General features: G+C 58.6%; 32 protein-coding genes. 31 read left to right on the top strand and 1 reads right to left on the bottom strand.

What is annotated here, in order from left to right; all coding sequences use genetic code 11:
- Position 1 precedes the first annotated feature (1 nt).
- From ACTUHY_RS00370 to ACTUHY_RS00285, 18 genes are all read left to right on the top strand, one after another.
- Positions 2-1,462 carry a phage tail sheath family protein gene (locus tag ACTUHY_RS00370; RefSeq protein WP_442826143.1) on the top strand — a complete coding sequence of 487 codons (1,461 nt, stop codon included), beginning with the start codon at positions 2-4 and terminating at the stop codon, positions 1,460-1,462.
- Positions 1,463-1,476: 14 nt separating this feature from the next.
- On the top strand, positions 1,477-1,998 hold the full coding sequence (locus ACTUHY_RS00365) for a phage major tail tube protein (protein WP_442826142.1): 522 nt from the start codon (positions 1,477-1,479) through the stop codon (positions 1,996-1,998).
- 51 nt (positions 1,999-2,049) lie between these two features.
- On the top strand, positions 2,050-2,376 hold the full coding sequence (locus tag ACTUHY_RS00360; RefSeq protein ID WP_442826141.1) for a hypothetical protein: 327 nt from the start codon (positions 2,050-2,052) through the stop codon (positions 2,374-2,376).
- 176 nt (positions 2,377-2,552) lie between these two features.
- The gene (locus ACTUHY_RS00355; RefSeq protein ID WP_442826140.1) at positions 2,553-4,793 is read left to right on the top strand and encodes a phage tail tape measure protein; all 2,241 of its coding nucleotides are present in this window, start codon (positions 2,553-2,555) and stop codon (positions 4,791-4,793) included.
- Positions 4,786-4,989 (top strand): tail protein X, encoded by a 204-nt coding sequence (locus ACTUHY_RS00350; protein WP_442826139.1) that lies wholly within the window; start codon positions 4,786-4,788, stop codon positions 4,987-4,989. The genes ACTUHY_RS00355 and ACTUHY_RS00350 overlap by 8 nt, the downstream gene beginning before the upstream one ends.
- Positions 4,990-4,991: 2 nt before the next feature.
- Positions 4,992-6,068: a phage late control D family protein gene (locus ACTUHY_RS00345; RefSeq protein ID WP_442826138.1), complete on the top strand. Its 1,077-nt coding sequence runs from the start codon at positions 4,992-4,994 to the stop codon at positions 6,066-6,068.
- Entirely contained in the window at positions 6,058-6,462 is a 405-nt protein-coding gene (locus ACTUHY_RS00340; protein ID WP_442826137.1) for a phage baseplate assembly protein V, read from the top strand. Before ACTUHY_RS00345 ends, ACTUHY_RS00340 begins: the two co-directional genes overlap by 11 nt.
- A 12-nt stretch (positions 6,463-6,474) precedes the next feature.
- Complete coding sequence (locus ACTUHY_RS00335) at positions 6,475-6,765, top strand: PAAR domain-containing protein (protein ID WP_442826136.1); 291 nt, start codon at positions 6,475-6,477, stop codon at positions 6,763-6,765.
- A gap of 2 nt (positions 6,766-6,767) precedes the next feature.
- On the top strand, positions 6,768-7,184 hold the full coding sequence (locus ACTUHY_RS00330; RefSeq protein WP_442826135.1) for a phage tail protein: 417 nt from the start codon (positions 6,768-6,770) through the stop codon (positions 7,182-7,184).
- Entirely contained in the window at positions 7,177-7,497 is a 321-nt protein-coding gene (locus tag ACTUHY_RS00325; RefSeq protein WP_442826134.1) for a GPW/gp25 family protein, read from the top strand. Before ACTUHY_RS00330 ends, ACTUHY_RS00325 begins: the two co-directional genes overlap by 8 nt.
- Positions 7,484-8,605, top strand: coding sequence for a baseplate assembly protein (locus ACTUHY_RS00320; protein WP_442826133.1), 1,122 nt, complete (start codon positions 7,484-7,486; stop codon positions 8,603-8,605). The genes ACTUHY_RS00325 and ACTUHY_RS00320 overlap by 14 nt, the downstream gene beginning before the upstream one ends.
- On the top strand, positions 8,602-9,246 hold the full coding sequence (locus ACTUHY_RS00315; protein WP_442826132.1) for a phage tail protein I: 645 nt from the start codon (positions 8,602-8,604) through the stop codon (positions 9,244-9,246). Before ACTUHY_RS00320 ends, ACTUHY_RS00315 begins: the two co-directional genes overlap by 4 nt.
- The gene (locus ACTUHY_RS00310) at positions 9,239-9,811 is read left to right on the top strand and encodes a phage tail-collar fiber domain-containing protein (RefSeq protein WP_442826131.1); all 573 of its coding nucleotides are present in this window, start codon (positions 9,239-9,241) and stop codon (positions 9,809-9,811) included. The genes ACTUHY_RS00315 and ACTUHY_RS00310 overlap by 8 nt, the downstream gene beginning before the upstream one ends.
- A 6-nt stretch (positions 9,812-9,817) precedes the next feature.
- Complete coding sequence (locus ACTUHY_RS00305; protein WP_442826130.1) at positions 9,818-10,024, top strand: hypothetical protein; 207 nt, start codon at positions 9,818-9,820, stop codon at positions 10,022-10,024.
- A gap of 119 nt (positions 10,025-10,143) precedes the next feature.
- Entirely contained in the window at positions 10,144-10,428 is a 285-nt protein-coding gene (locus tag ACTUHY_RS00300; RefSeq protein WP_442826129.1) for a hypothetical protein, read from the top strand.
- Complete coding sequence (locus ACTUHY_RS00295) at positions 10,429-11,478, top strand: hyaluronate lyase N-terminal domain-containing protein (RefSeq protein ID WP_442826128.1); 1,050 nt, start codon at positions 10,429-10,431, stop codon at positions 11,476-11,478.
- Between the two features lie 12 nt (positions 11,479-11,490).
- Positions 11,491-11,796: a hyaluronate lyase N-terminal domain-containing protein gene (locus ACTUHY_RS00290; RefSeq protein ID WP_442826127.1), complete on the top strand. Its 306-nt coding sequence runs from the start codon at positions 11,491-11,493 to the stop codon at positions 11,794-11,796.
- Positions 11,793-12,263: a hypothetical protein gene (locus ACTUHY_RS00285; RefSeq protein ID WP_442826126.1), complete on the top strand. Its 471-nt coding sequence runs from the start codon at positions 11,793-11,795 to the stop codon at positions 12,261-12,263. The genes ACTUHY_RS00290 and ACTUHY_RS00285 overlap by 4 nt, the downstream gene beginning before the upstream one ends.
- A gap of 791 nt (positions 12,264-13,054) precedes the next feature.
- Here ACTUHY_RS00285 and ACTUHY_RS00280 read toward each other — a convergent pair.
- A complete protein-coding gene (locus ACTUHY_RS00280; RefSeq protein WP_442826125.1) occupies positions 13,055-14,008 on the bottom strand; it encodes a tyrosine-type recombinase/integrase in 954 nt (317 codons plus the stop codon).
- Between the two features lie 115 nt (positions 14,009-14,123).
- Here ACTUHY_RS00280 and ACTUHY_RS00275 point away from each other — a divergent pair, with 115 nt between their 5' ends.
- From ACTUHY_RS00275 to mutL, 13 genes are all read left to right on the top strand, one after another.
- Positions 14,124-14,561 (top strand): hypothetical protein, encoded by a 438-nt coding sequence (locus ACTUHY_RS00275; RefSeq protein ID WP_442826124.1) that lies wholly within the window; start codon positions 14,124-14,126, stop codon positions 14,559-14,561.
- The gene (locus tag ACTUHY_RS00270) at positions 14,558-14,698 is read left to right on the top strand and encodes a hypothetical protein (RefSeq protein ID WP_442826123.1); all 141 of its coding nucleotides are present in this window, start codon (positions 14,558-14,560) and stop codon (positions 14,696-14,698) included. Before ACTUHY_RS00275 ends, ACTUHY_RS00270 begins: the two co-directional genes overlap by 4 nt.
- A 16-nt stretch (positions 14,699-14,714) precedes the next feature.
- Positions 14,715-14,999 (top strand): hypothetical protein, encoded by a 285-nt coding sequence (locus ACTUHY_RS00265; RefSeq protein ID WP_442826122.1) that lies wholly within the window; start codon positions 14,715-14,717, stop codon positions 14,997-14,999.
- A 110-nt stretch (positions 15,000-15,109) separates the two neighbouring features.
- Entirely contained in the window at positions 15,110-15,337 is a 228-nt protein-coding gene (locus ACTUHY_RS00260) for a hypothetical protein (RefSeq protein WP_442826121.1), read from the top strand.
- Positions 15,297-15,893, top strand: a complete 597-nt coding sequence (locus ACTUHY_RS00255) for a peptidoglycan recognition protein family protein (protein WP_442826120.1) — start codon at positions 15,297-15,299, stop codon at positions 15,891-15,893. Before ACTUHY_RS00260 ends, ACTUHY_RS00255 begins: the two co-directional genes overlap by 41 nt.
- 5 nt (positions 15,894-15,898) lie before the next feature.
- The gene (locus ACTUHY_RS00250) at positions 15,899-16,480 is read left to right on the top strand and encodes a hypothetical protein (RefSeq protein ID WP_442826119.1); all 582 of its coding nucleotides are present in this window, start codon (positions 15,899-15,901) and stop codon (positions 16,478-16,480) included.
- Between the two features lie 4 nt (positions 16,481-16,484).
- The gene (locus ACTUHY_RS00245) at positions 16,485-17,060 is read left to right on the top strand and encodes a DUF7338 family protein (protein ID WP_442826118.1); all 576 of its coding nucleotides are present in this window, start codon (positions 16,485-16,487) and stop codon (positions 17,058-17,060) included.
- Between the two features lie 188 nt (positions 17,061-17,248).
- Positions 17,249-17,503 (top strand): hypothetical protein, encoded by a 255-nt coding sequence (locus ACTUHY_RS00240; protein WP_442826117.1) that lies wholly within the window; start codon positions 17,249-17,251, stop codon positions 17,501-17,503.
- Positions 17,504-17,541: 38 nt separating this feature from the next.
- Positions 17,542-17,772, top strand: coding sequence for a hypothetical protein (locus ACTUHY_RS00235; protein ID WP_442826116.1), 231 nt, complete (start codon positions 17,542-17,544; stop codon positions 17,770-17,772).
- Positions 17,773-17,785: 13 nt separating this feature from the next.
- Positions 17,786-18,121, top strand: coding sequence for a hypothetical protein (locus tag ACTUHY_RS00230; protein WP_442826115.1), 336 nt, complete (start codon positions 17,786-17,788; stop codon positions 18,119-18,121).
- A gap of 266 nt (positions 18,122-18,387) precedes the next feature.
- Positions 18,388-19,716: a tRNA (N6-isopentenyl adenosine(37)-C2)-methylthiotransferase MiaB gene (miaB, locus tag ACTUHY_RS00225; RefSeq protein ID WP_442826114.1), complete on the top strand. Its 1,329-nt coding sequence runs from the start codon at positions 18,388-18,390 to the stop codon at positions 19,714-19,716.
- Positions 19,713-22,322, top strand: coding sequence for a DNA mismatch repair protein MutS (mutS, locus tag ACTUHY_RS00220; RefSeq protein WP_442826113.1), 2,610 nt, complete (start codon positions 19,713-19,715; stop codon positions 22,320-22,322). Before miaB ends, mutS begins: the two co-directional genes overlap by 4 nt.
- Positions 22,322-24,292: a DNA mismatch repair endonuclease MutL gene (gene mutL, locus ACTUHY_RS00215; protein WP_442826112.1), complete on the top strand. Its 1,971-nt coding sequence runs from the start codon at positions 22,322-22,324 to the stop codon at positions 24,290-24,292. The genes mutS and mutL overlap by 1 nt, the downstream gene beginning before the upstream one ends.
- Positions 24,293-24,300: the final 8 nt, after the last annotated feature.

Genomic DNA, 24,300 nt, shown 5'->3' with positions numbered 1-24,300 from the left:
TATGGCATTTAAACATGGAGTCTACGTCTCCGAAAAGCCTACGGCCGTGACCCCGCCTGTGCAGACCACGGCGGGTCTGCCGGTGGTCTTCGGCACGGCACCCATTCACCTGGCCACGGACCCGGCCAAAGCCAACCGGCCCATCCTGTGCTATACCTACGCAGAGGCCGTCCAGCAGCTGGGCTACAGCGATGATTGGTCCAAGTACACCCTGTGCGAGGTCATGTACAGCCAGTTCGCTCTGTACGGCTACGCCCCAGTGGTCTTTGTCAACGTGCTGGACCCGGCCAAACACAAAAAGACTACCAGCAAAAAGTCCGCTACAGTGAGCCAGTCTCAGGTGGTGCTGGACGCTCCGGTCCTGCTGGATACCCTTAAGGTGTACAAGACCGAAGCCGCTCAGGCGGCCGTCCTTGGGACGGACTACGAAGCGGCTTATAATGACGACTACCAGCTGGTCATCTCCATCCTGGACGACGGGGCCCTGAAAGGTGCCGCCACCGTCCTGCTGGACTACGACGAGCTGGATCCCAGTGCCGTTAAAAAAGACGACATCATCGGCGGCATCGACAGCGCCACCGGAAGCCCCAAGGGCCTGGAGTGCATCTCCCAGGTGTTTCCGCTGACCCGGATCGTGCCGGGCCTGCTGCTGGCCCCCGGCTGGTCCGAGGACCCCGAGGTGGCGGCCATCATGTCTGCCAAGGCTGACAACATCAACGGCCTCTTTAGAGCCATTGCTCTGGTGGATCTGCCTGCGGACAGCCAGATCGCCAAGTACAGCGATGCTCCGGCCTGGAAAAACAAAAACAACTACACCAACACTCTGGAGTACGTCTGCTGGCCCAGGGCCAAGCTGGGAGACCATATCTACCACATGAGCACCCATGTGCTGGGTGCCATCGCTACGGCAGATGCTGCCAATGGCGACATCCCGTCCCAGTCCCCGTCCAATAAAGCCATCCAGGCTACGGGCCTGTGCCTGGACGACGGCACGGAAGTGGTCCTGGACTTGCAGCAGGCCGAGTACCTCAACGGCCAGGGCATCAACACCGGGCTCAACTTTACGAGCGGTTGGGTGCTGTTTGGGAATCGCATGGCTTGCTATCCGGGCAATACGGATCCCAAGGATGCTTTTATCAACATCCGGCGGATGTTTAACTGGCAGAAACAGACGTTCATTCTGACGTACTGGCAGAAGCTGGATCAGAACATCACCTGGCGTTTGATCAACTCCATCATTGACAGCGAGCAAATCCGTCTTAATGCTCTGGTGGCCAGCCAGGACCTGCTGGGGGCCGAAATCACCGCCCGCAGGGACGAAAACCCGGACACCGAACTGATGAACGGGCATATTAAATTCCATACCTACTTCACGCCGCCCACTCCTGCGGAAAAGATTGAGGATGAACTGGAATTTAATACCAGCTATTTTGACGCTCTGTTTGGCGGCACTGCGGCCTGAGGAGGTGACCACGCATGAGCAAAATCCCTGAAACGTTAATCAATTTCCGGATCTACGGAGACGGTACCGACATGCTGGGCACCGCAGATCTGACTCTGCCCAAGCTCAACGCCATGACCGACACGGTTAAGGGCGCGGGGATTGCAGGGGAAGTGGAGGTCCCGGTACGGGGCAATTTCAAGTCCACCGAACTCCAGGCCAAATGGCGGACCATCGACCCCAATGCGGCCAAGCTGTTTACCCAGACCAGCCACGACATTGACTGCCGGGGCGCTTTCCAGGCGCAGGATCCGGCGACCGGTGCCCTCAAGGTCCAGGCCGTCAAGCTGTTCTGCCGGGTAATGCCTAAAGACTTTGAGCTGGGCAAATTTGAGGTGGCTAAGATGACTGACACCACCACCAGCTTTGAGTGCCTCTATCTCAAGCTGACCATCGGAGGCAAGGTGGTCATGGAGCTGGATAAGCTCAACAGCGTCTGTAAGATCGGCGACACCGATCTGATGGCTGATGTCCGAGAAGCCCTGGGCCTCAGCTGAGTATGAGCCCTGCGTAATGCAGGGCCCTCTTTTTTAGAAAGGAGAACCCCAATGGAAAAGAAAACAGACAAAAAGCAGGCGGAAGCCCTGCTGGCCGCTACGGCGCCTAAACTTGGAATCAATGCACCCGATGACGTGCTGAAAAAGACAGCAGATGTCCTGGTCAAGCTGGCCAATCTGTCCGGCCACGACCTGATCGCGGCTGAGCAGCAGGTGCGGGCTGCAGGGGACCTGACCCCTATGATCAATTTGTCCATGCAGTACCAGGCGGCACTGGCCGCCAAGGCCCTGGACATGAAGCTGGATGACGTGATGGACCTGCCGGCCCCCGTCTTTACCAAGCTAATCAACACGGTGGCCACTTTTTTGTACAAATAAAAATAACGCCAAAAAAAATCCGGCGTAATGTCCTTGTTCTGGCCCGGGAGACCTATACACCCATCCCGTACTATCTGAGCCTTCCGCTCCCCGAGCTGGGGGCCTGGCTGGAAACGCTCCGGGAGGTCCAGGACGAGGTTAAAGCAGATGGAGGTGAGTAAATGGCAGGCCAGAGCATGAGCGTACAGATCCTGATTGGTGCTGCCGTCGCCAGCAGCCTGGGGTCTGCCTTTACGTCCGCTGCCAACCAGGTAAGCAGCCTCCAGCGGCAGATCAAGCGGATGGACGCTGATACCAAGCAGGCCGTCCAGGCCCAGATGGGCCTGATGAAGGCTTTTAACCAGGGCACCGTATCCGCCGACACCTACGGCAAGGCCATGAAGCGGCTGCATGACCAGATCCGGATCAACCAGAGCACCAAAGGGCTGATGCAGGGCATCGCCCAGGACCGGCAGCAGTTTGCCCAGCTTGACCAGCAGGCGACCGTCTACATGGGCAAGATGATGGCCTGGGGGGCAACTACCAAATTTTTGGCAGGGCCTATCCAGTCTGCCATGGAGTTTGAGTCCGTGATGGCCGATGTCCGCAAAGTAGTCGATTTTGACACCCCGCAGCAGTTTAAAGAGATGTCCAACGACACCCTCAAACTGTCCCAGGAGATCCCTGTGTCCGCCTCCGGGCTGGCCCAGATCATGGCCTCCGCCGGACAGGCCGGGATCGCCCGGAACGAACTGGTGGCCTTTACCAAGGACGCCGCCAAGATGGGTGTGGCCTTTGACATCACCGCCGACCAGGCCGGGGACATGATGGCCAAATGGCGTACCGCCTTTAAGATGGGCCAGGACCAGGTGGTGGAGCTGGCTGATAAGGTCAACTACTTGGGCAACAAAACTGCGGCCACTGCCCCGGCCATCGCTGATGTGGTGACCCGGATCGGGCCCTTGGGCTCCGTAGGCGGCGTGGCCTCTGGCGAGATCGCCGCTATGGGCGCCAGCATCGTGGGGTCCGGTATCGCGTCCGAGGTGGCGGCTACCGGCATCAAAAACCTGATCCTGGGGCTGACCGCCGGCGAGGCGGCCACCAAAAAACAGCGGGCCGCCTTTGACGAGCTGGGGCTTGACTCCACCCAGGTGGCGGCATCCATGCAAAAAGACGCCAAAGGGACCATCCTGATGGTCCTGGACAGCATCAGTAAGCTGGATAAGGTCCAGCAGGCAGCCGTCCTCAAAAATCTCTTTGGTAAGGAGTCCATCGGAGCCATCGCACCGCTCCTGTCCAACCTGGACAACCTCAAACGCAACATGGACCTGGTGAGCAAACCCGGGTACGAGGGGAGCATGGAGAAGGAGTATGAGGAGCGGGCCAAGACTACGGCCAATGCCATCCAGCTGCTCAAAAATGCCATGTCCTCCCTGGCGGTGACCCTGGGGAGCTCCCTCCTGCCGTATCTGGCTCAGGGGGCCTCCTGGATGGCCAATGTAGCAAAAGCTGTATCCAACTGGGGCAAAGAACACCCCGGGTTGGTCAAAGGCATTTACGGCCTGGTAGTGGGTGCAGCGGCCTTTATGACCGTGGGCATGGGGACCTTGATGGTGGTGACCCGCCTGCGGCAGGCTTTTGCCGGGGTGTCCATGGTCATCAAAGGCCTGCGGGTTGCCTTTAACGTCCTGCGCACCGCCATGATGCTGGCCTCTGCCCATCCTCTGGTGCTGGGCTTTATGGCCCTCATCGCGGTAGGCTACCTGGTCTATACCCACTGGGAGCAGATCAGCGCCTTCTTTGCCAAGATGTGGGAGGGCGGCAAAGCAGCTCTGGCCAGCTTTACAGCCTGGATCAGCGCCAAATTTGACGCAGCCTACGCCTTTGTCATGGGCCTTTGGCAGGCCGTCAAGGCCTTTTTTGAGGACATGTGGGAGGGCGCCAAGGGCGCTGTCTCCAGCTTTGTGGCCTACATACAGTCCGAGTTGTCTAAGGCCTACGACTGGGTGATGGACAAGTGGACGGCAATCACTGACTTTTTGAGCCACCCTATCACCGGCACGGTCAATATTGTTAAAAACGTAATGGGCGGTGGCGGCGCATCCAGCGTTATGCCTCCGGGGCTGGCTAGCGGGGGCATCTTTAATCGGGGTGCCTTTTTGACCAGCTTTGCTGAGGACAGCCCTGAGGCCGCTATCCCCATCGACGGCAGCCAGCGGGCCCGAGGCCTGTGGGCTGAGACTGGGCGGCGTTTGGGCCTTATGCCCTCCACCAGGAGCGGCGGCGGGTCGGTGACTGTGCAGTACAGCCCCATCGTGACCATTTCCGGGAGCGCCTCTAAGGGCGACCTGGAGAGTGTGATGCAGATGAGCCAGGACCGGCTCAAGCGGATGCTGCGGGACCTGCAGGCAGACCAAAGGAGGCTGGCTTATGATTAAGACCTATACCACGGTACAGGGCGACACCTGGGACCTGATCGCCTACAAGCTGTACGGGGCGGAGACTGGTGCGGCGGCGCTCCTGGAGGCCAACCCGGAGCTGTCGTCCATCGTGGTCTTCCCGGCAGGTCTGGAGGTCACGGTGCCGGTTTATACCAAGCCCACCACGGACCGCCTGCCCCCCTGGAGGCGATGACCATGCTGGACACCATCATGCAGGCACGGACGGCCACGCCGGTGGTCCTGTACAACGCTAAGGACATCAGCGCAGGCCTCCTGCCTTATCTCAAGCAGCTGAGCTATACAGACAACATGTCCGGCAAGGCTGATGACCTGGAGCTCACCCTGGAGGACCGGGAGGGGCTCTGGGAGGGCGACTGGATGCCTGACAAGGGCGCCACCCTGAAGGCCCAGCTGACCACAACCAACTGGCACAGTCTTTTTGAAGGGCCGCAGGCCCTGGACCTGGGGCAGTTTGAAGTGGACACCATCACCTGTAAGGGCATGCCCTCGGAAGTGACCGTCAAGGCGGTGTCCATCCCGGACAACAACAAGCTCCGGGGCGAGGAGCACAGCCGGAGCTGGGAAAAGGCCAAGCTGTCTACCATCGCCAATGACGTGGCCACGGGAGCCGGTATGACCCTCAAGTACACCGCCCCCGATGACCCTCAGATCGACCGGGCCGAACAGACAGATGAGTCTGATCTGGCGTTTTTGTACAAGCTGTGCAGCGACCACGGGGTGGCCATCAAGATCTATAAGGACCAGCTGATTTTGTTTGACGAGGTGGACTACGAGCGGGCAGAGCCTAAGATCACCATCGTGCGGCCCGGATCCCTGGTGGCCATGGCCGATACTGCCGATATGCTCTATGTGAGTCGGCTGACCGGGTGGAGCTTTGAGAGCAAGATCCGGGATACCTACAAGGCCTGTCATGTCAAATACAAGGCAGGCAAGGACAAGGATGTCATCGAGGCCACCTTTACGGCACCCGATAAAAAAGAGGGCAAGACCCTCCAGGTCCACGAGCAGGTGGCAAGCATCGCTGAGGCAGAAAAGCTGGCCAAACGAAAGCTGCGGGAGAAAAATCAGGAAGAAGTGACCGGGTCTATCGACTGCATGGGCTGCCTGGCTCTCCTGACCTCCCTTACCGTCCAGCTTTGGGGCTTTGGGAAGTTTGACGGCAAATACCTTATCACAGAGGCCAAGCACGAGGTGGGGAGCAGCGGCTATACCACTAGCATCAACGTCAGGAGGTGCCTCAATGGATACTAATCAACTGAAAAACATTATCCGAAAAGGAAAAATCTCCTCTGTGGACGGAGCCTCCTGCCGGGCAAAAGTAGTCTTTGAAGACTGCGACGATTTGGTTTCCGACTGGCTCCCGGTGCTGCAGCCTTTTACGGGCGGGAGCAAAAGTTACCAGGTGCCGGAGGTGGGCACCCCGGTGGTGTGTCTGTTTCAAATGAACCCCTCGGGGGCGGGTCTCTCTGATGGCGTGATCCTGGGGGCCTACTACGACAGCGGGTCCCCTCCGGCAGAGTCGGATCCTGATGTACGGAGCGTGCGGTTTCCCGACGGGTCCTACATCCGGTACGACCACGGCTCCCTGGAGATCCACGCCACCGGTGCTGTGGTGATCACCGGGGCCACCGTGGCCATTAACTGAGGAGGTGCAGCCATGCCAGCAGTGACTAGACTGGGGGATACCTGCACCGGCCACGACGACTGCCCGCCGGTAGCACTCACCAGCGCCAGCGGAGATGTGCTGATCAACGGCAAGGGGGCTGGCAGGGTGGGGGACAGCTATGCGCCTCACTCCTGTAAAGTCCACCCCAGCCACAGCGGTGTCATCTCCAGCGGGAGCGGGTCCGTCACCATCAACGGCAGGCCGGCCGCCCGGGTGGGCGATCCGGTGAGCTGCGGCGGCACCGTGGCCCAGGGCTCCGGCAATGTAACCATAGGAGGATAGATATGCTTATCGGATTTTTGGGGACCATCCCCTTTGCCACGTCCTCCCGGTCCGTGAGGACCTTTGATGAGTATCAGCGGTCCGGGGCCGGCCGCTGGAGCAAACACGATCTTGTTAACCAAAAACCCGTTTTGGAGTTTTTGGGGCCGGACACCGACAAGATCAGCTTTAAAATGCTGCTCCGGGCGGACCTGGGGGTCAACCCGGCAAACGAGCTGGAGCGGCTCCGGCGGCTCCGGGACAGCGGCACCGTGCTCCCGCTGATGATCGGCTTTAAGAGCATCGGGCAGCACTTTTGGGTCATAGACAGTTTGGACTACACGGTCAAGCACTGGACCCGCTTTGGCCAGCTGTACAGCGTGGAGGTAACGGTGACCCTCCAGGAGTATGTGGATGGGACGGTGAGGATGTATGGCTAAGACGCTTATGGTCACAGCCGATGGGCAGGACATCGACTTTGCCCCGGCAACGGTTGAGGCGGAGGTCTTACAAAACGTCCGGACCATCCTTACCACCTACCAGCGGACCGTGCCCCTGGATCGGGGGTTTGGCATCTCCGCAGACTACCTGGACAAGACCCTGCCCGTAGCCCAGGCCACCATGGCCAGCGAGCTTATGACCGCCATCCGGCAGTATGAGCCCCGGTGCCAGGTGGTGGGCATCACTTTTACCGGGGACGACAACGGCGCTCTTACGCCCAGGATCGAGGTGACAATCAATGGCAACACTTAAAGACTTACAGGATGTGGATTTTGACTCCTATGATGTGCAGGAGGTCAAGGACGGCCTGGTGAGCACTTATGAGCGAGTGTCCGGGCGAACCCTGGCTCAGGGCGATCCCATCCGGCTGTTTCTGCTAACCATCGCGGCGGTGGTGGTCCAGCAAAACTATGCCATCGATCGGGCGACTAAGATGAATTTGCTCAAGTACGCCGAGGGGGACTACCTGGACCAGCTGGGGGCCCTCACCGACACGGACCGGACCCCTGCGGCCCAGGCCAGCACCACCCTGACTTTTACCCTTTCGGCAAAGCGGGAGGACGTGGTGACGGTGCCTGCCGGGACCCGGGTGACCACCCAGGACAAGCAGCTCTTTTTTGCCACCGTCGATGACCTGCTGATCCCCGCGGGGAGCCTTACCGGGACGGTCAAAGCCTACTGCACCGTCAGCGGCGCCCAGGGCAATGGCCTGTCCGCCGGAGCGCTCTCCGTGCTGGTGGACCCGGTGCCCTATGTGGCTACCGTCAGCAGTACGGTGACTGGCGGCGGGGCTGACCGGGAGAGTGACAGCTCTTACCGGGAGCGCATCCACACGGCCCCCGAGCGGTTTAGTGATGCGGGGCCGTCCGGGGCGTATGAGTACTGGAGCAAGACGGCCTCCGCGGACATCGCTGATGTGTACGTCAGCAGCCCGGAGCCGGGCACGGTGCAGATCGTCCCGCTCCTTACGGGCGGAGAGATCCCCGGGCAGGAGATCCTGGACGCGGTGGACAAGGTGTGCAGCGCCGACAAGGTCCGGCCGCTCACCGATAAGGTGGTGGTCAAGGCCCCCACGGCGGTCAGCTACAGCATCGACGTATCCTACATGGTGGACAGCGCCGACAAGGCCAGCGCCTTTGCCATCCAGACGGCGGTCACTGCGGCCGTCCAGGACTATATCTCCTGGCAAAAGGCCCGTCTGGGCCGTGACATCGACCCCTCCAAGCTCTACCAGCTGATGGTGGACGCCGGAGCCGCCCGGGTCCAGGTGACCGCCCCTGTGCTGACCACGGTCAGTCCGGACCAGGTGGCCACCGCTGACGCTGTAAACGTCAAGTTTAAGGGGGTGGCCGAAGGATGAAAACGGTAAGCACCGTCAGCGTGGCGGACCTGCTGCCCTCCAGCCTGGCCCGGAGCCAGACAGTCCGTGACGTGGCCAAAGCCTGCGGGGCATCCCTCCACGATGTGGTGGACCGGATGAGCGGGCTTTTGATCTACAGTCGGATTGATGCGCTGGACGAGGCCGTCGTTGATGACCTGGCCTGGCAGTTCCATGTGGATTTTTACGATACTGGGTTAAATCTTACCCAGAAAAGAGCTCTGGTGAAATCCGCCATCAAGGACCACAAGTACAAGGGGACCCCCTGGGCGGTCAAGAGCGTGGTCAAGGCCATCCGGGGTGACGTGGTGCTCCAGGACTGGTACCAATACGGCGGAGAGGCGTATCACTTTAGGGTCAACGGTTTTGCCGGGGCCATGGTGAGCGCCGATGAGCTGACCCGGCTGGTGGCGGCCATCGACTCCGTCAAAAACGTCCGCTCCTGGCTGGACGGGATCACCTTCGGGCGGACGGTCCAGACCAGCAAGCGACTGGCCATCCCGCTGATGATGACCAAATCCGTTGTGATCCCCATCCCCAAGGTGACCCCGCCCAGCGTGGCGGCCACCAAACATCTTACCGGAGCCGCCGTGCTCCTGAAGGAGGTACGTATCCATGGCTAACTGGAGAGGCGCCATCCTGACCACAAAAGGCCGTGCCCTGGCCGCTAAGGTCGAGGCCGGTCAGTGCAAGCTGGCGCTGACGAAATTTAAAGTGGGGGACGGCCAACCCGCCTCCCTGGAAGGGCTGACCGACCTGGTGAGCCCTAAGCAGACCATCACCCTGAGCTCCTGCACCCCCAGCGACACTGGGGTGTGTGACGTAGAGGGGGTGCTGACCAACGCTGACGTGTCTGCCGGCTACTACCTGCGGGAGCTGGGGCTTTTTGCTACGGACCCAGACGCCGGAGAGATCCTGTACGCGGTAAGCACCGACCCCAACCCGGACTACTGGCAGGCCAAGGGCTCTGCTACGGCCCTGGCCATCGCCATCCACATGCAGATCGCCATCACCAGCGCTGACTCTGTGGTGGCCAACCTGGACCCCTCCGGGCTGGTGTCCGTGGAGGACCTGCAGACCCACAACCGGGCCGCCGATGCCCATGCTAACCTGCTGCAGGTGACCAACACGGCGGACAAGCCCGCCAGCCTGGCCGACCGGGGGCTCTGGGTGGAGATCGTGGGGTGAGGCCCCATGTACAACTACTACGACAAGACCAAGACTATCCAGCTGACTCGGGGTGACACCATGCAGATGGGCTTTAACTTTACGGTGGTGGTGGGGGCCACTGCTGTAACCGACTATAAAGCGGTTTGGCATCTCAAAAAAAAACACTGGTCTCCGCTATCCGCTGCTGGCTCAGGCGCCTCTCAAGGATGGGGTGCTCAGCATCACCCATGAGATGACGGCAGGCCTGGAGGCAGGGCAGTACTGGTATGACATAGAGATCACCGCCGGTGACCAGGTCATGACCTATGGGCCTTATCCTTTCCTGCTGGAGCCGGATGTGGGGTGATGGTATGGAGATCAAAGCAAACGTGACCTTGGAGCCCATCCAGGTGACCGCCCAGGTCAAAGCCCCCATGGTCAACATCAAAGACGGGATGAGCAGCGGCCAGCTGCCCGGAAAGAGCCTCATCCGCATGCACAGCAAGGCTGATTTTCCTTCCCTGGGGGACGACGGATGCCTGTATGTGGACGAGAGCGCAGGCATCGTCTACCTGTGGCAGGCGGACAGCCTGACCTACAAACCGATCGCATCGGACTGGCACCAGATCCAGGTGATTAATGGAGGTAATGCTTAAATGGCGACACAAACGCTTAAAAACGTAATTTTACAACTGCGGACTGGGTCTGCTACTCAATGGGCGGCATCCACCCGGATCCTGGCCGTGGGCGAGCCTGGCGTGGAGACCGACTCCGGCCGGATCAAGATCGGAGACGGCACCAACCTGTGGTCCGCCCTGCCCTGGTCTGGAGCGGCCATCAGCCAGAGCGGCACCAACGGCGCCCTGACTGTCAACGGGGCGGAGGTGGTGGTCTACAGCCTGCCTACCGCTACCAGCGACGCCCTGGGGGGCATCAAGTCCTCCAGCGGCACCGGCAAGGTCACCGTGGACAGCTCCACGGGCACGGCCTCCGTGGGCAACGTGGCCAGCGCGGATAAGCTGTCCTCCTCCCGGACCATCAGCCTGTCCGGGGACGTGACCGGGTCCGGCAGCTTTAACGGCAGCGCCAACCTGGCCATCACTACCGCTTTAGCAGGGCAGGCCTTTACGGCGGGCACCTATACCAAGGTCACGGTCAACACCAAGGGCATCGTGACAGGGGTGGCCAACGTCAGTGCCTCCGACATGCCCAGCGGGATCCCTGTGGCCAAGATCAGCGGCTTGGGGAGTGCGGCCACCAAAAACACCGGCACGGCTTCCGGCGACGTCCCTGTCCTGGGGAGCGACGGCAAGCTGGACACCGCAGTCCTGCCTGCCCTGGCCATCACCGACACCTTTACAGCCACCAGCAAGGCGGACATGCTCAAGCTGACCGCCCAGACCGGGGACGTGTGCGTCATCAGTACGGGTGGGGACAAAAGGTCTTATATCTTGACCAAGGATGACCCGACCGTGGCCGCCAACTGGCAGCTGCTGACCCCGCCTGCGGACGCAGTGACCAGCGTAAACGGCAAGACGGGGGTGGTCACCCTGACCACCAGTGATGTCCATGAGGGGTCCGGCCTCTACTGGACCCAGGCACGGTTTGACGCTGCTTTTGCCGCCAAGGCATCCTCGGCGCTCAAGGACGGGGCCACCATCGTCAAGACCACGGATACGGTGGTCATCAACTGCGGCAACGCTTAAGGGGGTGGTCAAATGGCCACCCAGAACATCAAGGGCCGGGTCATGACCCGGATCGATACGTCGGCCCGGTGGGCATCGGTCAACCCGGTGCTCATGGCTGGAGAGCTGGGCATCGAGTCTGATACCCACCGAATCAAGGCGGGAGATGGAAAGACTGCATGGACCAGCCTGCCGTATCTGTCCATGCCCGCCGACGTGACCGTATCGATCCTGCCGTCCGGGTCCAGCACCTGGATCGAGGTCAGCATGGAAAACATGGTGGTGGGCAGTACTCAGCCCACCGACCAAAATGCCATTTGGATGGAGGTTAAATCATGAGCGTATTAAAATCCATTTTGCACCACTGGAACAGCACCAGTAAGGCCTACGACACCCTGCACCCGGAAACTGAGGTGGGGCAGATCACCGACTTTGGCAAGGGCCTGCTCAACCAGCTGGCCGCCACCACCGCCCAGTCCGTCATCAGCGCCCTGCAGACGGGCAGCTGGTTCGGCCAGCTGCTCAAGCTGGTGCTCAATGCCTCCGGTGTGAAGTACAGCATTGACACCAACGGATATGTATGCCTGGGCAGCTTCTTTGGGGGCCTAATTATACAGTGGGTAGATGTGGCTATGGGGTCCGGTTACTCTGTCACCATCCCCTGGCCGCTTACCGCGACAATGCTCAACGTCGTATCCGTCCATGGTGGCGATACCCGGTATGACATGTGGCCGTCGTATAACGGTAAAATACTGTTCTCTGAGGCCAAAAATGTAAACGGTTACGTGCTTGGCCTGTTCAAATAGACAGTGGGGAAGATACAACGGGACGAATCGACGCGTTGCCTACCCAGTAACGTTTACCCGAGCCTTCACCGTCTTAGCGTCCGGTGGATATTCGTTGATTATCCCCAAACTAACTGGCAAGGAGTCTGAGTTTATGACTGGGTTTCCATACTTTGTCAGGATTACTGATGGATCCAACCTAAATGCTGATACTGGTGCACAAGGTCAGATTTACTGGCTTGTCATTGGCAAGTAGACACAGTGGGGAAATTTCCAAATCACCAATGGCTCTGGTTCTTTCACATTACCGCTGTCCTCCACTATGCTTAATGGGTATATCCAGCATTACGGCGTTTCAGCGCAGTATAACGGTCTGAGTGGGACGAGGGTCGTATCTAGCCTTAACACAGATGAAACGCTTTCCTTTCTTGCTATTTGCAAATAGCGATATACCATAACGCACTATTTGTATCTTGGCCGACCCATTCCCCGTTGATGATGTTGTAAGAGACTACTTGCTTTGTAGCGCCTTCGTGCATGCCCACAGTCCTCAGCAGAGAAGCTGATAAGGGTAAAGTGAGCCTAGTGCCTTCGTGGCTATCTCCCCACTGTATACCGGCCAAAAAGGCCAGTCTTTAGCCCTTCTTACCGGCTTATATGCCGGTAAGACCGTCTGACAGCCCTGGGCAAAACCTTTTTTATAGCCCGTTTTGCCCATCTGCCCGGGTATCATCAGTAACAAGGCCTCTACGGCTGCAGACCTAGCCTCGACGCCATCTGACACACCTGGTCAGTAGCGCATCAGTAACACGCTATTTAAGCAGCTCGATACAGCGACGGAGCTGCCGCAGTCCCTTGTGCGTGTACACCCGCTCCGTGACATCGCCTCCAGCATGCCCCAGGATACGTCTTTTGGCGGTCTCGTTGGCCCCGGCATTGTCCAGGAGAGTGGCTACGGTATGGCGGCAGTCGTGAGTGGTGTGCTTGCTGCCGTTGACCAGGGCCATGGCCCGGTGCCAGACAGTGCAGTATCGGGGGTAGCTGTAGCCCTTGCCTGCAGCATCCGTGATCAGCATCTCTCCCGGGCCGTCCATCCGGGCGGCTATGAGAGGCAGGATCCTGTGGTGGATGGGGATGGTCCGGATCCCGGCCTGTGTCTTGGACCGGGTGATCTGGATGGCCTGCTGCCTGAGACTGACATCTGCTTTACGGAGGGCCAGCAGCTCCCCGCAGCGCAGGCCTGTGTAGAGGAGGATCAGGACGGTATCCGCCCCGGGCTGGTCCGTATTGGCCCACAGCCGGTTGATCTTTTGGCGGCTGATGACGTGGTGCGGACGGACCGGGTGGTTTTTACCGATCCGGAGGAGCGGTGCATAAGCCCTGGAGATGACCTCAGTCTCTAGGGCATACTTTTCGACCAAGGATATAAGTGACCGGACTTTTTTGAGCGAGCTGTACCCCAGCCCGCTTTTTCTCATCCCATCCAAAACGCCCTGGTAGTCCCGATGCTTGAGCTCAGCTATAGGCTCCTGCCCCAGACTCTCCAGGTGGCGCCAGCTGTTGGCGTAGCTTGTGATGGTGCTGGCAGATGGCTCCGTATCAGCGATGTGGGCCGCACGCCAGCGGCAGTAGACTTCGGCCAGGGTCTCCCGATGGCCGGCTAAGGAGGTGTGTCGATGGATCTTGTTGTAGTCAGCGGCAAAAATCTCAGCCTCTACCTGGGAGGAAAAGTACTCAACCGGCTTTTGCCGACCCTGCTCCGTCACTACAAAGACAAACGGCCTCCTCCGACGACCTGACAGATGTTTGATTGACCCATAACCGTTAGGTTTACGCATTTTAACAACCCCTTTTTTGACTATGATAAGGAGATGATAAGACATGGTAAGCAACGTTGACTACTATGTGGCCGGGTTTGATACGACCGGCAAGCGGGTGGGCAGCCTGATCTTTGACGGCCTCCCTGATGATACTCAGGCTGTGGCCGACGCCGTAGCCAAAGGCAAGGCAGCCTTTGCCGATGCTGCTGTGGTGGAGGTGATCTCCGCCGACGACTACAGCCTGTATCTGTCGGGCGACTACGTCCGGGGCGCAGACGGCAAGCCCGTCAAGTATGTGGCCCCCGAGCCTACGGAGGCCGAGAAAAAGGCGGCCCAGCAGGCAGAGCTGACCGCCGATTACAAAGCCCAGGTGGCCGAGCTGACCACTGCCCTGCAGGTGGCAGAGCTCAACGGCGACACGGATGCCAAGGCCAGCATCCAGAGCGACTTTAGAGACCTGCAGGCGAGCTATAAAGACGGAATGGAGGCATTAAAATGATCAGAGTTGCAAAACGGTGCCCTTACTGCGCTCACAAGGTTGACCAGACCACGGGAAAATGCATCAACGACAAGTGCATCGCCTGCGGTCAGGTGGTGGTCAAAATCGACACGGACAAAGAGGCGGAAGCCAAGTAGAGAGGGGTGACCCCGTATGGAGAGCATCTCCCTCGGAGACATGGTGGCGGTCCTGGGCTTTTTCGGGGCCGTCCTCTTTTTTATAATCAGGTCTTTTACAAAGCCCCTCCAGGACCTGCTCCAGCGCACCATCCAGGCACTCAACCGCCTGTCGGACCTCCTCACCGAGGAACAAAACCGCAGGCAGGAGCTGGAGCTCCGGATACAGAGGGTGGAGGACCGCTGTAAGAGCAATGGCCACAGGATTGACCGACTGGAGGAGCAGCAAAAAAGATGTATAAGCAAATCTTTAGTCAACTAAAACAGCTCAAACGGCTGCGGTTTGAGATCCGGTCCGTCTGGCTTTTTAGGGTCATCGTCCTGCTGGGCCTCACCCCCTACGTGCTGGCCCTCGCCGCCTGGGGGTGGTCCATGGTGACAGGCAGGCACGACCCGTGGGTGATCCCCATGATCGACAGCTGCCTGCGGATCAGTGGTCAGATCTTTGCCCCGGCCGCCGTGACCGCAGCCCTCAACCTGGTTCCCCGGGTCCGAGACGAGAATGGGGACGGGGTGCCGGACGTAGACCAGGAGGGGCAAGATAAGGAGGCAGCTAAAAATGAGACAAGTGACTCTGGACGACATCCGGACGCAGGCTGAGGCGTCCCGTGCCCAGCTCTGGGAGGATGCCCGGAACATGCGGAGAGATGTCAAAATCTATCTGCATTGGACTGCTGGCCGTTATGGCCAGTTTTTTGATGACTACCATCTCAACATCGACCAGGACGGGACTATCTATGCCAGCACAGACGACCTGAGCGAGACTCTTGCTCACACATGGCATCGTAACACGGGCTCTGTAGGCGTGACACTGTGCTGCTGCTATGGAGCCGATACGGCAGACCTGGGGGACTATCCGCCCACGGCTGCCCAGATCGAGGCCATGGCCCAGGTGGTGGCTGTCCTGGCCAAAGCCTTATGGCTGACTATCGACCGGGATCGGGTACTGACCCATGCAGAGGCCGCGGACAACATCGACGGCCTGCTGCCCGTAGAAGATGAGTACGGGCCCCAGACCACCTGCGAGCGCTGGGATCTCCAGTACCTGGGCACAGCTGAGAGCCCGGAGTGGACCGTCGACTATGATGATCCTCGGACCGGGGGCAACGTGCTCCGGGGTAAGGCAATCTGGTACCGCCAGCAGATGGGGGAGTGATCCCTATGATAGATATGCAGGACCCGGACGTCCGGAAGACGGTCCTTATCATGGCAGGTGCTGGCTTGCTCTGTCTCGTCGCAGGGATGATCCATGGATGCAAACAGGAGCAAAAGGCCGCCCAGCCAACTGTGATGCCGTATCAGGATACCACGGACCCGGTCGAGGCTGCCAATCAGCTCAAGCTTTCCGAGGACTCCGCCCGGGCGGTGACCAAGGAGATCTATCGGATCCAGCAGGCCCAGCCCACGCCCCAGGTGACCTACTACGTCCAGGCTCCGGATCTGACGGCCGGAGCGGAGACCGTGGCCCGGGACATCCAGGAGGATAAGCCATCCGTCCCGGCAGCTGCCAGGGAAAAGGCGGACCGCACGGTGGTCACGGCTGACCACGACCGTCAAAAGGTGGATGTGTACAAGGTTAATCTGCGCAAGCCCCACAAGATCAAGGTGGGGGCCATGACCACCGGAGACAAGACATACATCGGCGCTGGATACCAGTACGGCCGGTGGGAGGGCATGCTTTACACCAGGACCGGCCGCAAGGTGGAGGCTGGCTCCATCACATATACCGTTAAGGAGTGGTGACGATATGATAAGATACATAATCTACCTGCCCCTGCAGCTGATCTGCATGGTGCTCTGCTACCTCACCAACTGGCTGGTGGTGCTCTTTGCGGACGAGCATGGAGAGCTGCCTGGCCTGCTGCGCATGTGGCAGACCTGGGACGACACCCTGGACAATCGGACGGACATGGGGCGGATGCCATCCTGCCTGCGCTACGACTGGGACGCACACTATATCCAGGAGCACAGGATGGAGTGCGGACAGATCCGCTACACGGAGAGGCTCATCAAGCCGTTTGGACTGGCTGACCGGCTCCGGCGCTACTGCTGCCGGGTCCACTGGCTGTATCGCAACTGCGCCTATGGCTTTGCCTTTTACCTTTTGGGGGCCACTGTCTGGCCCCAGCAGTACCCGATCCAGACCAAGAGCGGGGACGGATGGTACTTTTGCCGCTCCGGCCTGGTCTGGGCCTACAAAAACGAGGCCCGGATCACGGGCCGGTGGTGCTGGAAGATCTACCTGGGTTGGAAGCTCCAGCGGACCATGCAGACGGACTACCGGGCCATGATCGCTACCAGGCTGTGGATCAGCCGCAAGTAAAAACGCCTCCAGGGCTAGCCCCTGGGGGCTCTATTTTTATGTATACATATAAAATTTAAAAAATATGCGTACAAACTATTGCAAAATATGCGTACATATGGTATTATATAGTCACAGGGAGGAAGGAAAGCCCTGAAGAACTTGAGAACGGCACCGAAAAAACGGAAGCCTTCAAAGGAGGAAAAACCATGAAGAGATTAAGTTATGAAAAAGACGAGAATCGTTGGATGTGGAGATGGAACGACGATGATAATGTTTACTGGGCTACCAATAATCGAGGAGATGGCGTTTTCAGAATCGACCTTTCCCGGAACGAAAATAGCCAGGTTCTCGGAACTTGCGATTTTTCCCTCCATGGTATGACGGACGAAAGCGCAAAGAGGAAAATCCGGAGGTGGATGACGAAAGACGATGATTTCTGGGATGATTTCTGGGAGGAGTGATTTTAAGCCCCGCCACCACTTGAAAGGAGCTGAACACCATGAAATGTTTTGTGAATTTTATTAATGGCGACAACGGTGAGGAGGACGCATATCGGGTGCTGACTGTTCCGGCGGAAGCTGAACACCAGGTTGACACATGGGTCCAGGATTTAATTCAAGAAATGAAGCCAACTCAGCAGCGCCTGGACAAGAAATTTGGAGCATCCCATTCCCTGCTGATTATAGTCAGGGATGGAGCCGAAGAAATTTTCAGTCTCCACGCTGAATGAAGGAGTTAAAACCATGAAAAAAACCATTTACATGAACGACCCGTTATATAAGCTCAATGAGCAGACCCCGGACGGCGGGTTTTCCCGCCGCCTGGGTGAAATCGTGGAGCGGTACGACGCAATCATGAAGCTAACACCTAAACCGCCAAAATTTTCTCCGGAAGAAATGCACATCCTGGGCGAGGTTCTTGCTGGCGCAAAGATTTCTGCGGGGTTTATTCATTCCCTGGGCTTTGAAATCCAGGACAGCGTTTTGGAAACGCCGGAAATCCGGGAAGCCCTTGCTAAAAAAATCGACAGCATGACAGCCGCCGAAAAAATCAAAATGATAGAAGAGCTTGTAAACTAAATCGTCCGAAAGCTCAAAAGGATAGCCAAAGAGGACCGTCAGTGACGGCCCTCTATTTTTTTGCCGGCAAAAATACGGCAGAAATTTAAGCCAAAACGTACCTATCAGAGCGTTTTTTAAAAAAGTGGCCCTTGGCTAAAACCTGCATACAGCCTATCAAAACAGCTTGTCTCTATCATTTTTCCCGGACCCGTGATAAAATAAACTATTGAGACTTTTCACTGTCAATTGCTGGAATCTTAAGATAGAAGGGAAACAGAGAACCAATGACCAAGAGTTACACCATTCTGAATTACGGCTGTCAGATGAATGAAAGCGATTCAGAACATTATGCCGGGCAGCTGTCTGACCTGGGCTACCATTATACCGAAGATTATCATGATGCAGACGTGATCCTGATCAATACCTGCTGTGTCCGGGAAAGTGCAGAGAAGAAGATCCTGGGCAAGATCGGGGAAATGAAGCAGATCAAACGGGAAGATCCTTCCAAAGTTCTCTGTGTCACCGGCTGCATGGCCCAGAAAGATGGGGCGGACTTCCTGAAGAAGTACCCCCAGGTGGACCTGCTCATCGGTACGGCCCATGTGAATAACTTCAGTGCCATCCTCCAGGATTATCTGCACCAGACCCAGCGGAAATCTGGCATGTTCAATGATCTCACCGTCATGCCCAGGGAATTCGAGGGCCATTTCGTGCGGAAGAGCAGCTATGCGGCCTGGGTGCCCATCATGTACGGCTGCAACAATTTCTGCACCTACTGCATCGTGCCCTATGTCCGGGGCCGAGAACGGAGCCGCAGTGCCGAGGCCAGCTGTGAGGAAATCCGGAAGGCTGTGGACCTGGGCTACCGGGAATTCACGCTCCTGGGACAGAATGTGAATTCCTATGGAAAAGACCGGGGAGACAAGGATGCTTTTGCCGCTCTCCTGCGCCAGGTGGATGCCATCCCCGGGGTGGAACGGGTCCGCTATATGACCAGCCATCCTCGGGATATGAGCGAGGAACTGATCCGGACCATTGCGGAAAGCAAACATGTGTGCAAGCATTTCCATATCCCCGTCCAAAGCGGCAGCACCCGGATCATGCAGGCTATGAACCGGGGCTATACCCGGGAATCCTATCTCCAGCTGGTGGCTACCATCCGGCGCTACGTGCCGGAAGCGGTGCTGACCACAGACATCATCGTGGGCTTCCCGGGAGAGACGGAGGAGGACTTCCAGGAGACCCTGAGCCTTTTCGAGGAAGTCAGCTATGATGCGGCTTATACCTTCATCTACTCCAAGCGTTCCGGGACTCCGGCAGCCGCCATGGAAGCCCAGGTGCCGGAAGAGGTGAAGAAAGATCGGCTGAACCGGCTCATGGAGCTCCAGAACCGGCACAGCCTGAAACATAACCAGAAACTGGTGGGGCGGACCCTGCCGGTGATGGTGGAAGGCCTGAGCCACAACAACAAAAAAATGTGGAGCGGCCGGACCGACGGCAACAAGCTGGTGCTCTGGCCGGTGGGGGAACGGATCTTCAATCCTGGGGACATCGTCCCCGTGGCCATTGAAACCGCTCAGACCTGGCTGCTCAAAGGACGTGCTGTGTTATGACGACGTTAACTCCGATGCTCCAGCAGTATCTGGAGATCAAGGAACAACATAAAGACGAGCTGCTTTTCTTCCGGCTGGGCGATTTCTATGAGCTCTTCAATGAAGATGCCATCACGGCGTCCCGGGAACTGAACCTGACCCTGACCAAGCGGGCCGGAGGGAAGGCAGGGGCTTCCAGCTCCATGCCCATGTGCGGGGTGCCCTTCCATTCGGTGGACGGCTACCTGGCCAAACTGATCAAAAAAGGCTACAAGATCGCCATCTGCGACCAGATGGAAGATCCCAAAAAAGCCGTGGGCATCGTGAAACGGGAAGTGACCAAGATCCTGACCCCGGGGACGGTGCTCAGCGATGCGGTGCTGGAGGAGAGCCACAACCAGTACCTGGCCTGCCTGGAACAGGATGACAGCGGGTTCTGCCTGGCCTTTGCCGATGTGTCCACCGGGGAATGTGCCTGGTACCTGGCCCGGGGAAAGGACCGGGAGGAAGCTGTGCTGGACCAGCTCTATCGGATCCAGCCGGCAGAACTGGTGCTGACGGAACCCCAAGAGGCCTTGGGCGGCCTGCTGGATAAAATGGCCCAGAAACTACCGGACTGCATGGTGAACCAGTATGATCCGGTGCCCGGCCTGGATTACTTCCGCCAGCATTTCGGAGAAGACTGCCCGGCAGCCAAGGAACCTTTGGTCCATGGGACGGTGGAGCATATGCTCCAGTACATCCATGAAAATGTAAAGAGCGACCTGGCTCAGATCAACCGGCTCCGGGAAATCACTACGGATGCGGTGATGAATCTGGATGCCACGGCCATCCGGAACCTGGAACTGGTGAAGAGCATGAAGGACGGCACTCGCCATGGGACCCTCCTGGAAGTGCTGGATTATACCCGGACGGCTATGGGGGCCCGGCAGCTCCGGCAGTGGGTGGAAAGCCCGCTGTTGGATACGGCCCGGATCCGGCTGCGGCAGCAGGCCATCGGCTATATGGTGGACCATGCCCGGTTCCGCACGGACCTGGGAGACGGCCTGGGAGAAATCACCGACTTGGAACGGATCCTGTCCCGGATCGAAGTGGGGTCTGCCAATGCCCGGGACCTGGCGGCCCTGCGGACGGCACTCCGGGCCCTGCCCCAGGTGAAGCAGCTGCTTTCCGGGATCCCGGCGGGACTCCTCCATACCCTGGACGGCCGGATCAGCCTGCACCAGGATCTATTGGATGAACTGGAACGGGGCATCGTGGATGATCCTCCTTTCACTGTCCGGGAAGGGGGCATGATTCGGCGGGGCTTCAATGCGGAACTGGACGAAGTCCACGACATTGCAGAAAACAACAACCAGTGGATGCTGCACTTCGAACAGAAGATCAAGGACCAGACCGGGATCAAGAACCTGAAGGTAGGGTATAACAAAGTCTTCGGCTATTATATCGAAGTGTCCAAAGGACAGATTTCCCAGGTGCCGGACAGCTTCATCCGGAAGCAGACCCTGGTCAACGGAGAACGGTACATCGTGCCGGAACTGAAGGATTTCGAGAACAAGATCCTCAGCGCCAAGGAAAAGATCCAGCAGCTGGAATATTACCTGTTCGACGGGATCCGCCAGGATATCCGCCAGCATCTTGCTGAGGTCCAGGAAACGGCCCGGGGCCTGGGGGTGCTGGATGTGCTCTATTCCCTGGCCATGGCAGCTTTCAAAGGGAATTATGTGTGCCCCCAGCTCAACAACCGCCAGGAGATCACCATCAAAGACGGTCGGCATCCGGTGGTAGAAAAGCTGTTGGAACGGGAATTGTTCGTGCCCAACGATGTGCACTTGAATAACACCGACGAAAGGCTGATCATCCTCACAGGCCCCAACATGGCGGGGAAATCCACTTATATGCGCCAGGTGGCCCTCCTTACCCTGATGACCCAGATGGGCAGCTTCATCCCGGCACGGGAAGCAGATGTGTGCCCGGTGGACCGGATCTTCACCCGGGTGGGGGCCAGCGATGACCTGGCCACGGGCCAGAGTACCTTCATGGTGGAAATGAACGAAGTGGCCAACATCCTGAAATACGCCACCAGCCGCAGCCTGATCATCCTGGATGAAGTGGGCCGGGGCACCAGCACCTACGACGGCATGAGCATCGCCCGGGCGGTGGTGGAATACATCAATGACAAGATCAAAGCCAAGACTCTCTTCGCCACCCACTACCACGAACTGATCGAACTGGAACAGCTGGATCCGGGGATCAAGAACTATTCGGTGGCTGTCAAGGAAAAAGGCCGGGAAGTGGTCTTCCTCCGGCGGATCGTCCCTGGGGGCACGGATAAGAGCTACGGGATCCATGTGGCCCGTCTGGCCGGCCTGCCGGAAAAAGTGGTGAAGCGGGCGGACGAGCTGCTGACAGGCTATACGGCCCAGGGGAGTACTGGGAAACCGACGGCTCCGGCCCCCCGGAAGGCGGCCAGACCTCAGGAAGAAGACCTGCAGCCCAGCCTCTTCAGCGATGTGATCGGGGATACCCTGCGGAGCCTGGATGTGATAACTATGACGCCCCTGGAGGCGCTGAATACCCTGTATAAACTCCAGGAAGAAGCCAAACGGGAGGGAGGTCGGAACTGATGAGTGCCAAAGTACAGCTGCTGGACCAGAATACTTCCAACCAGATCGCTGCCGGGGAAGTAGTGGAAAAACCTGCTTCCGTGGTGAAGGAACTGGTGGAGAATTCCCTGGATGCCGGTGCCAGCCAGATCGAGGTGAGCATCTTTGCCGGAGGGACGGAATTCATCCGGGTCCGGGATAACGGGTCCGGAATGGATGAAGCCAATGCCCGGATGGCCATCCTGCGCCATGCCACCAGCAAGATCGTCAAGGCAGACGACCTGCTCACCCTCCACACCCTGGGTTTCCGGGGGGAAGCCCTGCCCAGTATCGCTTCTGTCTCCCATTTCACCTTGCTGACCCGGGAAGCCGGATCGGACTTCGCCACCCGGATCACCATCGACGGGGGCGAAGAGATGGAAGTGGAATCCATGGGCGGGGATGTGGGGACCACCATCACCGTGAAAGATCTGTTCTATAACGTCCCAGCCCGGCGGAAGTTCCTCCGGACGACCCATACAGAAGGCCGGTACATCAGCGAGATCCTCTCCAAGATCGCTCTGTCCCGGCCGGATGTCCATATGATCCTGACCCGGGATGACAAGGAAGTAATCAATACCCCGGGCAGCGGGGATATCCTGGACACCATCGGGTCTCTTTACGGGAAAGAAGTGACCCGAGAACTGCTGACGGTGGACTATGCCCAGGACGGGATTTCCGTTAAAGGGTATATCAGCCGGCCCACCCTGCTGAAGGGGACCCGGCAGTGGCAGACCCTCTTTGTGAACGGCCGCTGCATCAACAACCGGATGGTGAGCAAGGCCATCGACCATGCCTACCAGTCCCAAATCCCCAAAGCCGGATTCCCCTTCGCCGTGCTGGACATCGGCATCGATACCCATCTCATCGATATCAACGTCCATCCCCAGAAAAGCGAAATCAAGTTCGGGGATGAAAGCGCCGTGTACCGGGCGGTATACCACGGCCTCTGCCAGGCCCTGACCCAGCCCATGACGGGGAAATCTGCAGGGGATGGTTCCGTTGCCCTGGCGCAGCCTGGCTTCCAGAAGCCGGAAACGGCAGCGCTCCCGGGACGGACATCAGGGACAGCGCCGGAACAGAAGCCCCTCTTCCAGGGAGATGGCCGGGGATATCAGCCTCGGATCAGTTCCTTTGGGCGGAGCTATGCGTCCAGCCCTTCCGGCAGCTACGGCCAGCCAGTATGGAAGGTGCCCGAGGAAATCTCTGAAGAGACCACGGCAAAATTCTTTGCGGCCCAGCGCCGGGAAGAACCGATCCCGGCGGGAACCGCAGCCGGAACCGGGGAGATGACTGGCAGCCCGGCGGGATCCGGGATGGAAGCCCCTATCAGCGATGTAGCGCTGACAGAGGAAGCCCGGGACGCTGCGTCAAACAGCGGCGTGGATATGATCTGGCCCCTGGGCCAGGTGGACCGGGTCTTCATCGTGGCCCAGTCGGAGACAGCCTTATATTTGATCGACCAGCATGCGGCCCATGAACGGATCATGTATGACAAATTCGTCCGTCAGCAGCAGAAGATCCCTTCCCAGCAGCTGCTCCTGCCTTTGTTCCTCAATGTGACCAAGCCCGATGTGGAACTGATCGAAAGCTACCGGCAGGAATTCCTGGAACTGGGAGTGGATGTGGAACCTGCCGGGGAAACCGCCCTCCGGGTCTCGGCACTGCCGGCGGATGTGGAAAACGGACAGGCGGAAGGCTTCATCGAAGATATCCTGAAGCTGCTGTCGGAAAACAAGAAAATCAAGACCAGCGACCTGCGGGAAGGCGTGCTCCACTATGCGGCCTGCCACAGTGCCATCCGGGCGGGAGAAGTGCTGAACATCCGCCAGATGCGCCAGCTGATCCTGGAACTGCTGAACACAGAGCATCCCTTTACTTGTCCCCACGGACGGCCCTGCATGATTCAGCTTTCCAGCGAAGAACTGTACCATATGTTCAAGCGGACTTGAACAGGAAA

The organism is Acidaminococcus nyctereutis, assembly GCF_052216985.1.
Lineage (GTDB): Bacteria > Bacillota > Negativicutes > Acidaminococcales > Acidaminococcaceae > Acidaminococcus > Acidaminococcus fermentans_A.
Note: the sequence above shows the minus strand (reverse complement) of the source record. Positions and strands in the feature narration are given on the sequence as shown.

What these genes read in the sequence shown, in the direction of transcription:
- ACTUHY_RS00265 (WP_442826122.1), top strand. Translation starts at nt 14,715, where the DNA reads ATGGAGAGCATCTCCCTCGGAGACATGGTGGCGGTCCTGGGCTTTTTC.
- mutL (WP_442826112.1), top strand. Translation starts at nt 22,322, where the DNA reads ATGAGTGCCAAAGTACAGCTGCTGGACCAGAATACTTCCAACCAGATC.
- ACTUHY_RS00325 (WP_442826134.1), top strand. Translation starts at nt 7,177, where the DNA reads ATGGCTAAGACGCTTATGGTCACAGCCGATGGGCAGGACATCGACTTT.
- ACTUHY_RS00305 (WP_442826130.1), top strand. Translation starts at nt 9,818, where the DNA reads ATGTACAACTACTACGACAAGACCAAGACTATCCAGCTGACTCGGGGT.
- ACTUHY_RS00300 (WP_442826129.1), top strand. Translation starts at nt 10,144, where the DNA reads ATGGAGATCAAAGCAAACGTGACCTTGGAGCCCATCCAGGTGACCGCC.
- ACTUHY_RS00255 (WP_442826120.1), top strand. Translation starts at nt 15,297, where the DNA reads ATGAGACAAGTGACTCTGGACGACATCCGGACGCAGGCTGAGGCGTCC.
- ACTUHY_RS00315 (WP_442826132.1), top strand. Translation starts at nt 8,602, where the DNA reads ATGAAAACGGTAAGCACCGTCAGCGTGGCGGACCTGCTGCCCTCCAGC.
- ACTUHY_RS00370 (WP_442826143.1), top strand. Translation starts at nt 2, where the DNA reads ATGGCATTTAAACATGGAGTCTACGTCTCCGAAAAGCCTACGGCCGTG.
- miaB (WP_442826114.1), top strand. Translation starts at nt 18,388, where the DNA reads ATGACCAAGAGTTACACCATTCTGAATTACGGCTGTCAGATGAATGAA.
- ACTUHY_RS00345 (WP_442826138.1), top strand. Translation starts at nt 4,992, where the DNA reads ATGCTGGACACCATCATGCAGGCACGGACGGCCACGCCGGTGGTCCTG.
- ACTUHY_RS00355 (WP_442826140.1), top strand. Translation starts at nt 2,553, where the DNA reads ATGAGCGTACAGATCCTGATTGGTGCTGCCGTCGCCAGCAGCCTGGGG.
- ACTUHY_RS00245 (WP_442826118.1), top strand. Translation starts at nt 16,485, where the DNA reads ATGATAAGATACATAATCTACCTGCCCCTGCAGCTGATCTGCATGGTG.
- ACTUHY_RS00365 (WP_442826142.1), top strand. Translation starts at nt 1,477, where the DNA reads ATGAGCAAAATCCCTGAAACGTTAATCAATTTCCGGATCTACGGAGAC.
- ACTUHY_RS00350 (WP_442826139.1), top strand. Translation starts at nt 4,786, where the DNA reads ATGATTAAGACCTATACCACGGTACAGGGCGACACCTGGGACCTGATC.
- ACTUHY_RS00360 (WP_442826141.1), top strand. Translation starts at nt 2,050, where the DNA reads ATGGAAAAGAAAACAGACAAAAAGCAGGCGGAAGCCCTGCTGGCCGCT.
- ACTUHY_RS00260 (WP_442826121.1), top strand. Translation starts at nt 15,110, where the DNA reads ATGGTGACAGGCAGGCACGACCCGTGGGTGATCCCCATGATCGACAGC.
- ACTUHY_RS00285 (WP_442826126.1), top strand. Translation starts at nt 11,793, where the DNA reads ATGAGCGTATTAAAATCCATTTTGCACCACTGGAACAGCACCAGTAAG.
- ACTUHY_RS00270 (WP_442826123.1), top strand. Translation starts at nt 14,558, where the DNA reads ATGATCAGAGTTGCAAAACGGTGCCCTTACTGCGCTCACAAGGTTGAC.
- ACTUHY_RS00310 (WP_442826131.1), top strand. Translation starts at nt 9,239, where the DNA reads ATGGCTAACTGGAGAGGCGCCATCCTGACCACAAAAGGCCGTGCCCTG.
- ACTUHY_RS00330 (WP_442826135.1), top strand. Translation starts at nt 6,768, where the DNA reads ATGCTTATCGGATTTTTGGGGACCATCCCCTTTGCCACGTCCTCCCGG.
- ACTUHY_RS00275 (WP_442826124.1), top strand. Translation starts at nt 14,124, where the DNA reads ATGGTAAGCAACGTTGACTACTATGTGGCCGGGTTTGATACGACCGGC.
- ACTUHY_RS00230 (WP_442826115.1), top strand. Translation starts at nt 17,786, where the DNA reads ATGAAAAAAACCATTTACATGAACGACCCGTTATATAAGCTCAATGAG.
- ACTUHY_RS00320 (WP_442826133.1), top strand. Translation starts at nt 7,484, where the DNA reads ATGGCAACACTTAAAGACTTACAGGATGTGGATTTTGACTCCTATGAT.
- ACTUHY_RS00295 (WP_442826128.1), top strand. Translation starts at nt 10,429, where the DNA reads ATGGCGACACAAACGCTTAAAAACGTAATTTTACAACTGCGGACTGGG.
- ACTUHY_RS00290 (WP_442826127.1), top strand. Translation starts at nt 11,491, where the DNA reads ATGGCCACCCAGAACATCAAGGGCCGGGTCATGACCCGGATCGATACG.
- mutS (WP_442826113.1), top strand. Translation starts at nt 19,713, where the DNA reads ATGACGACGTTAACTCCGATGCTCCAGCAGTATCTGGAGATCAAGGAA.
- ACTUHY_RS00240 (WP_442826117.1), top strand. Translation starts at nt 17,249, where the DNA reads ATGAAGAGATTAAGTTATGAAAAAGACGAGAATCGTTGGATGTGGAGA.
- ACTUHY_RS00340 (WP_442826137.1), top strand. Translation starts at nt 6,058, where the DNA reads ATGGATACTAATCAACTGAAAAACATTATCCGAAAAGGAAAAATCTCC.
- ACTUHY_RS00235 (WP_442826116.1), top strand. Translation starts at nt 17,542, where the DNA reads ATGAAATGTTTTGTGAATTTTATTAATGGCGACAACGGTGAGGAGGAC.
- ACTUHY_RS00250 (WP_442826119.1), top strand. Translation starts at nt 15,899, where the DNA reads ATGATAGATATGCAGGACCCGGACGTCCGGAAGACGGTCCTTATCATG.
- ACTUHY_RS00335 (WP_442826136.1), top strand. Translation starts at nt 6,475, where the DNA reads ATGCCAGCAGTGACTAGACTGGGGGATACCTGCACCGGCCACGACGAC.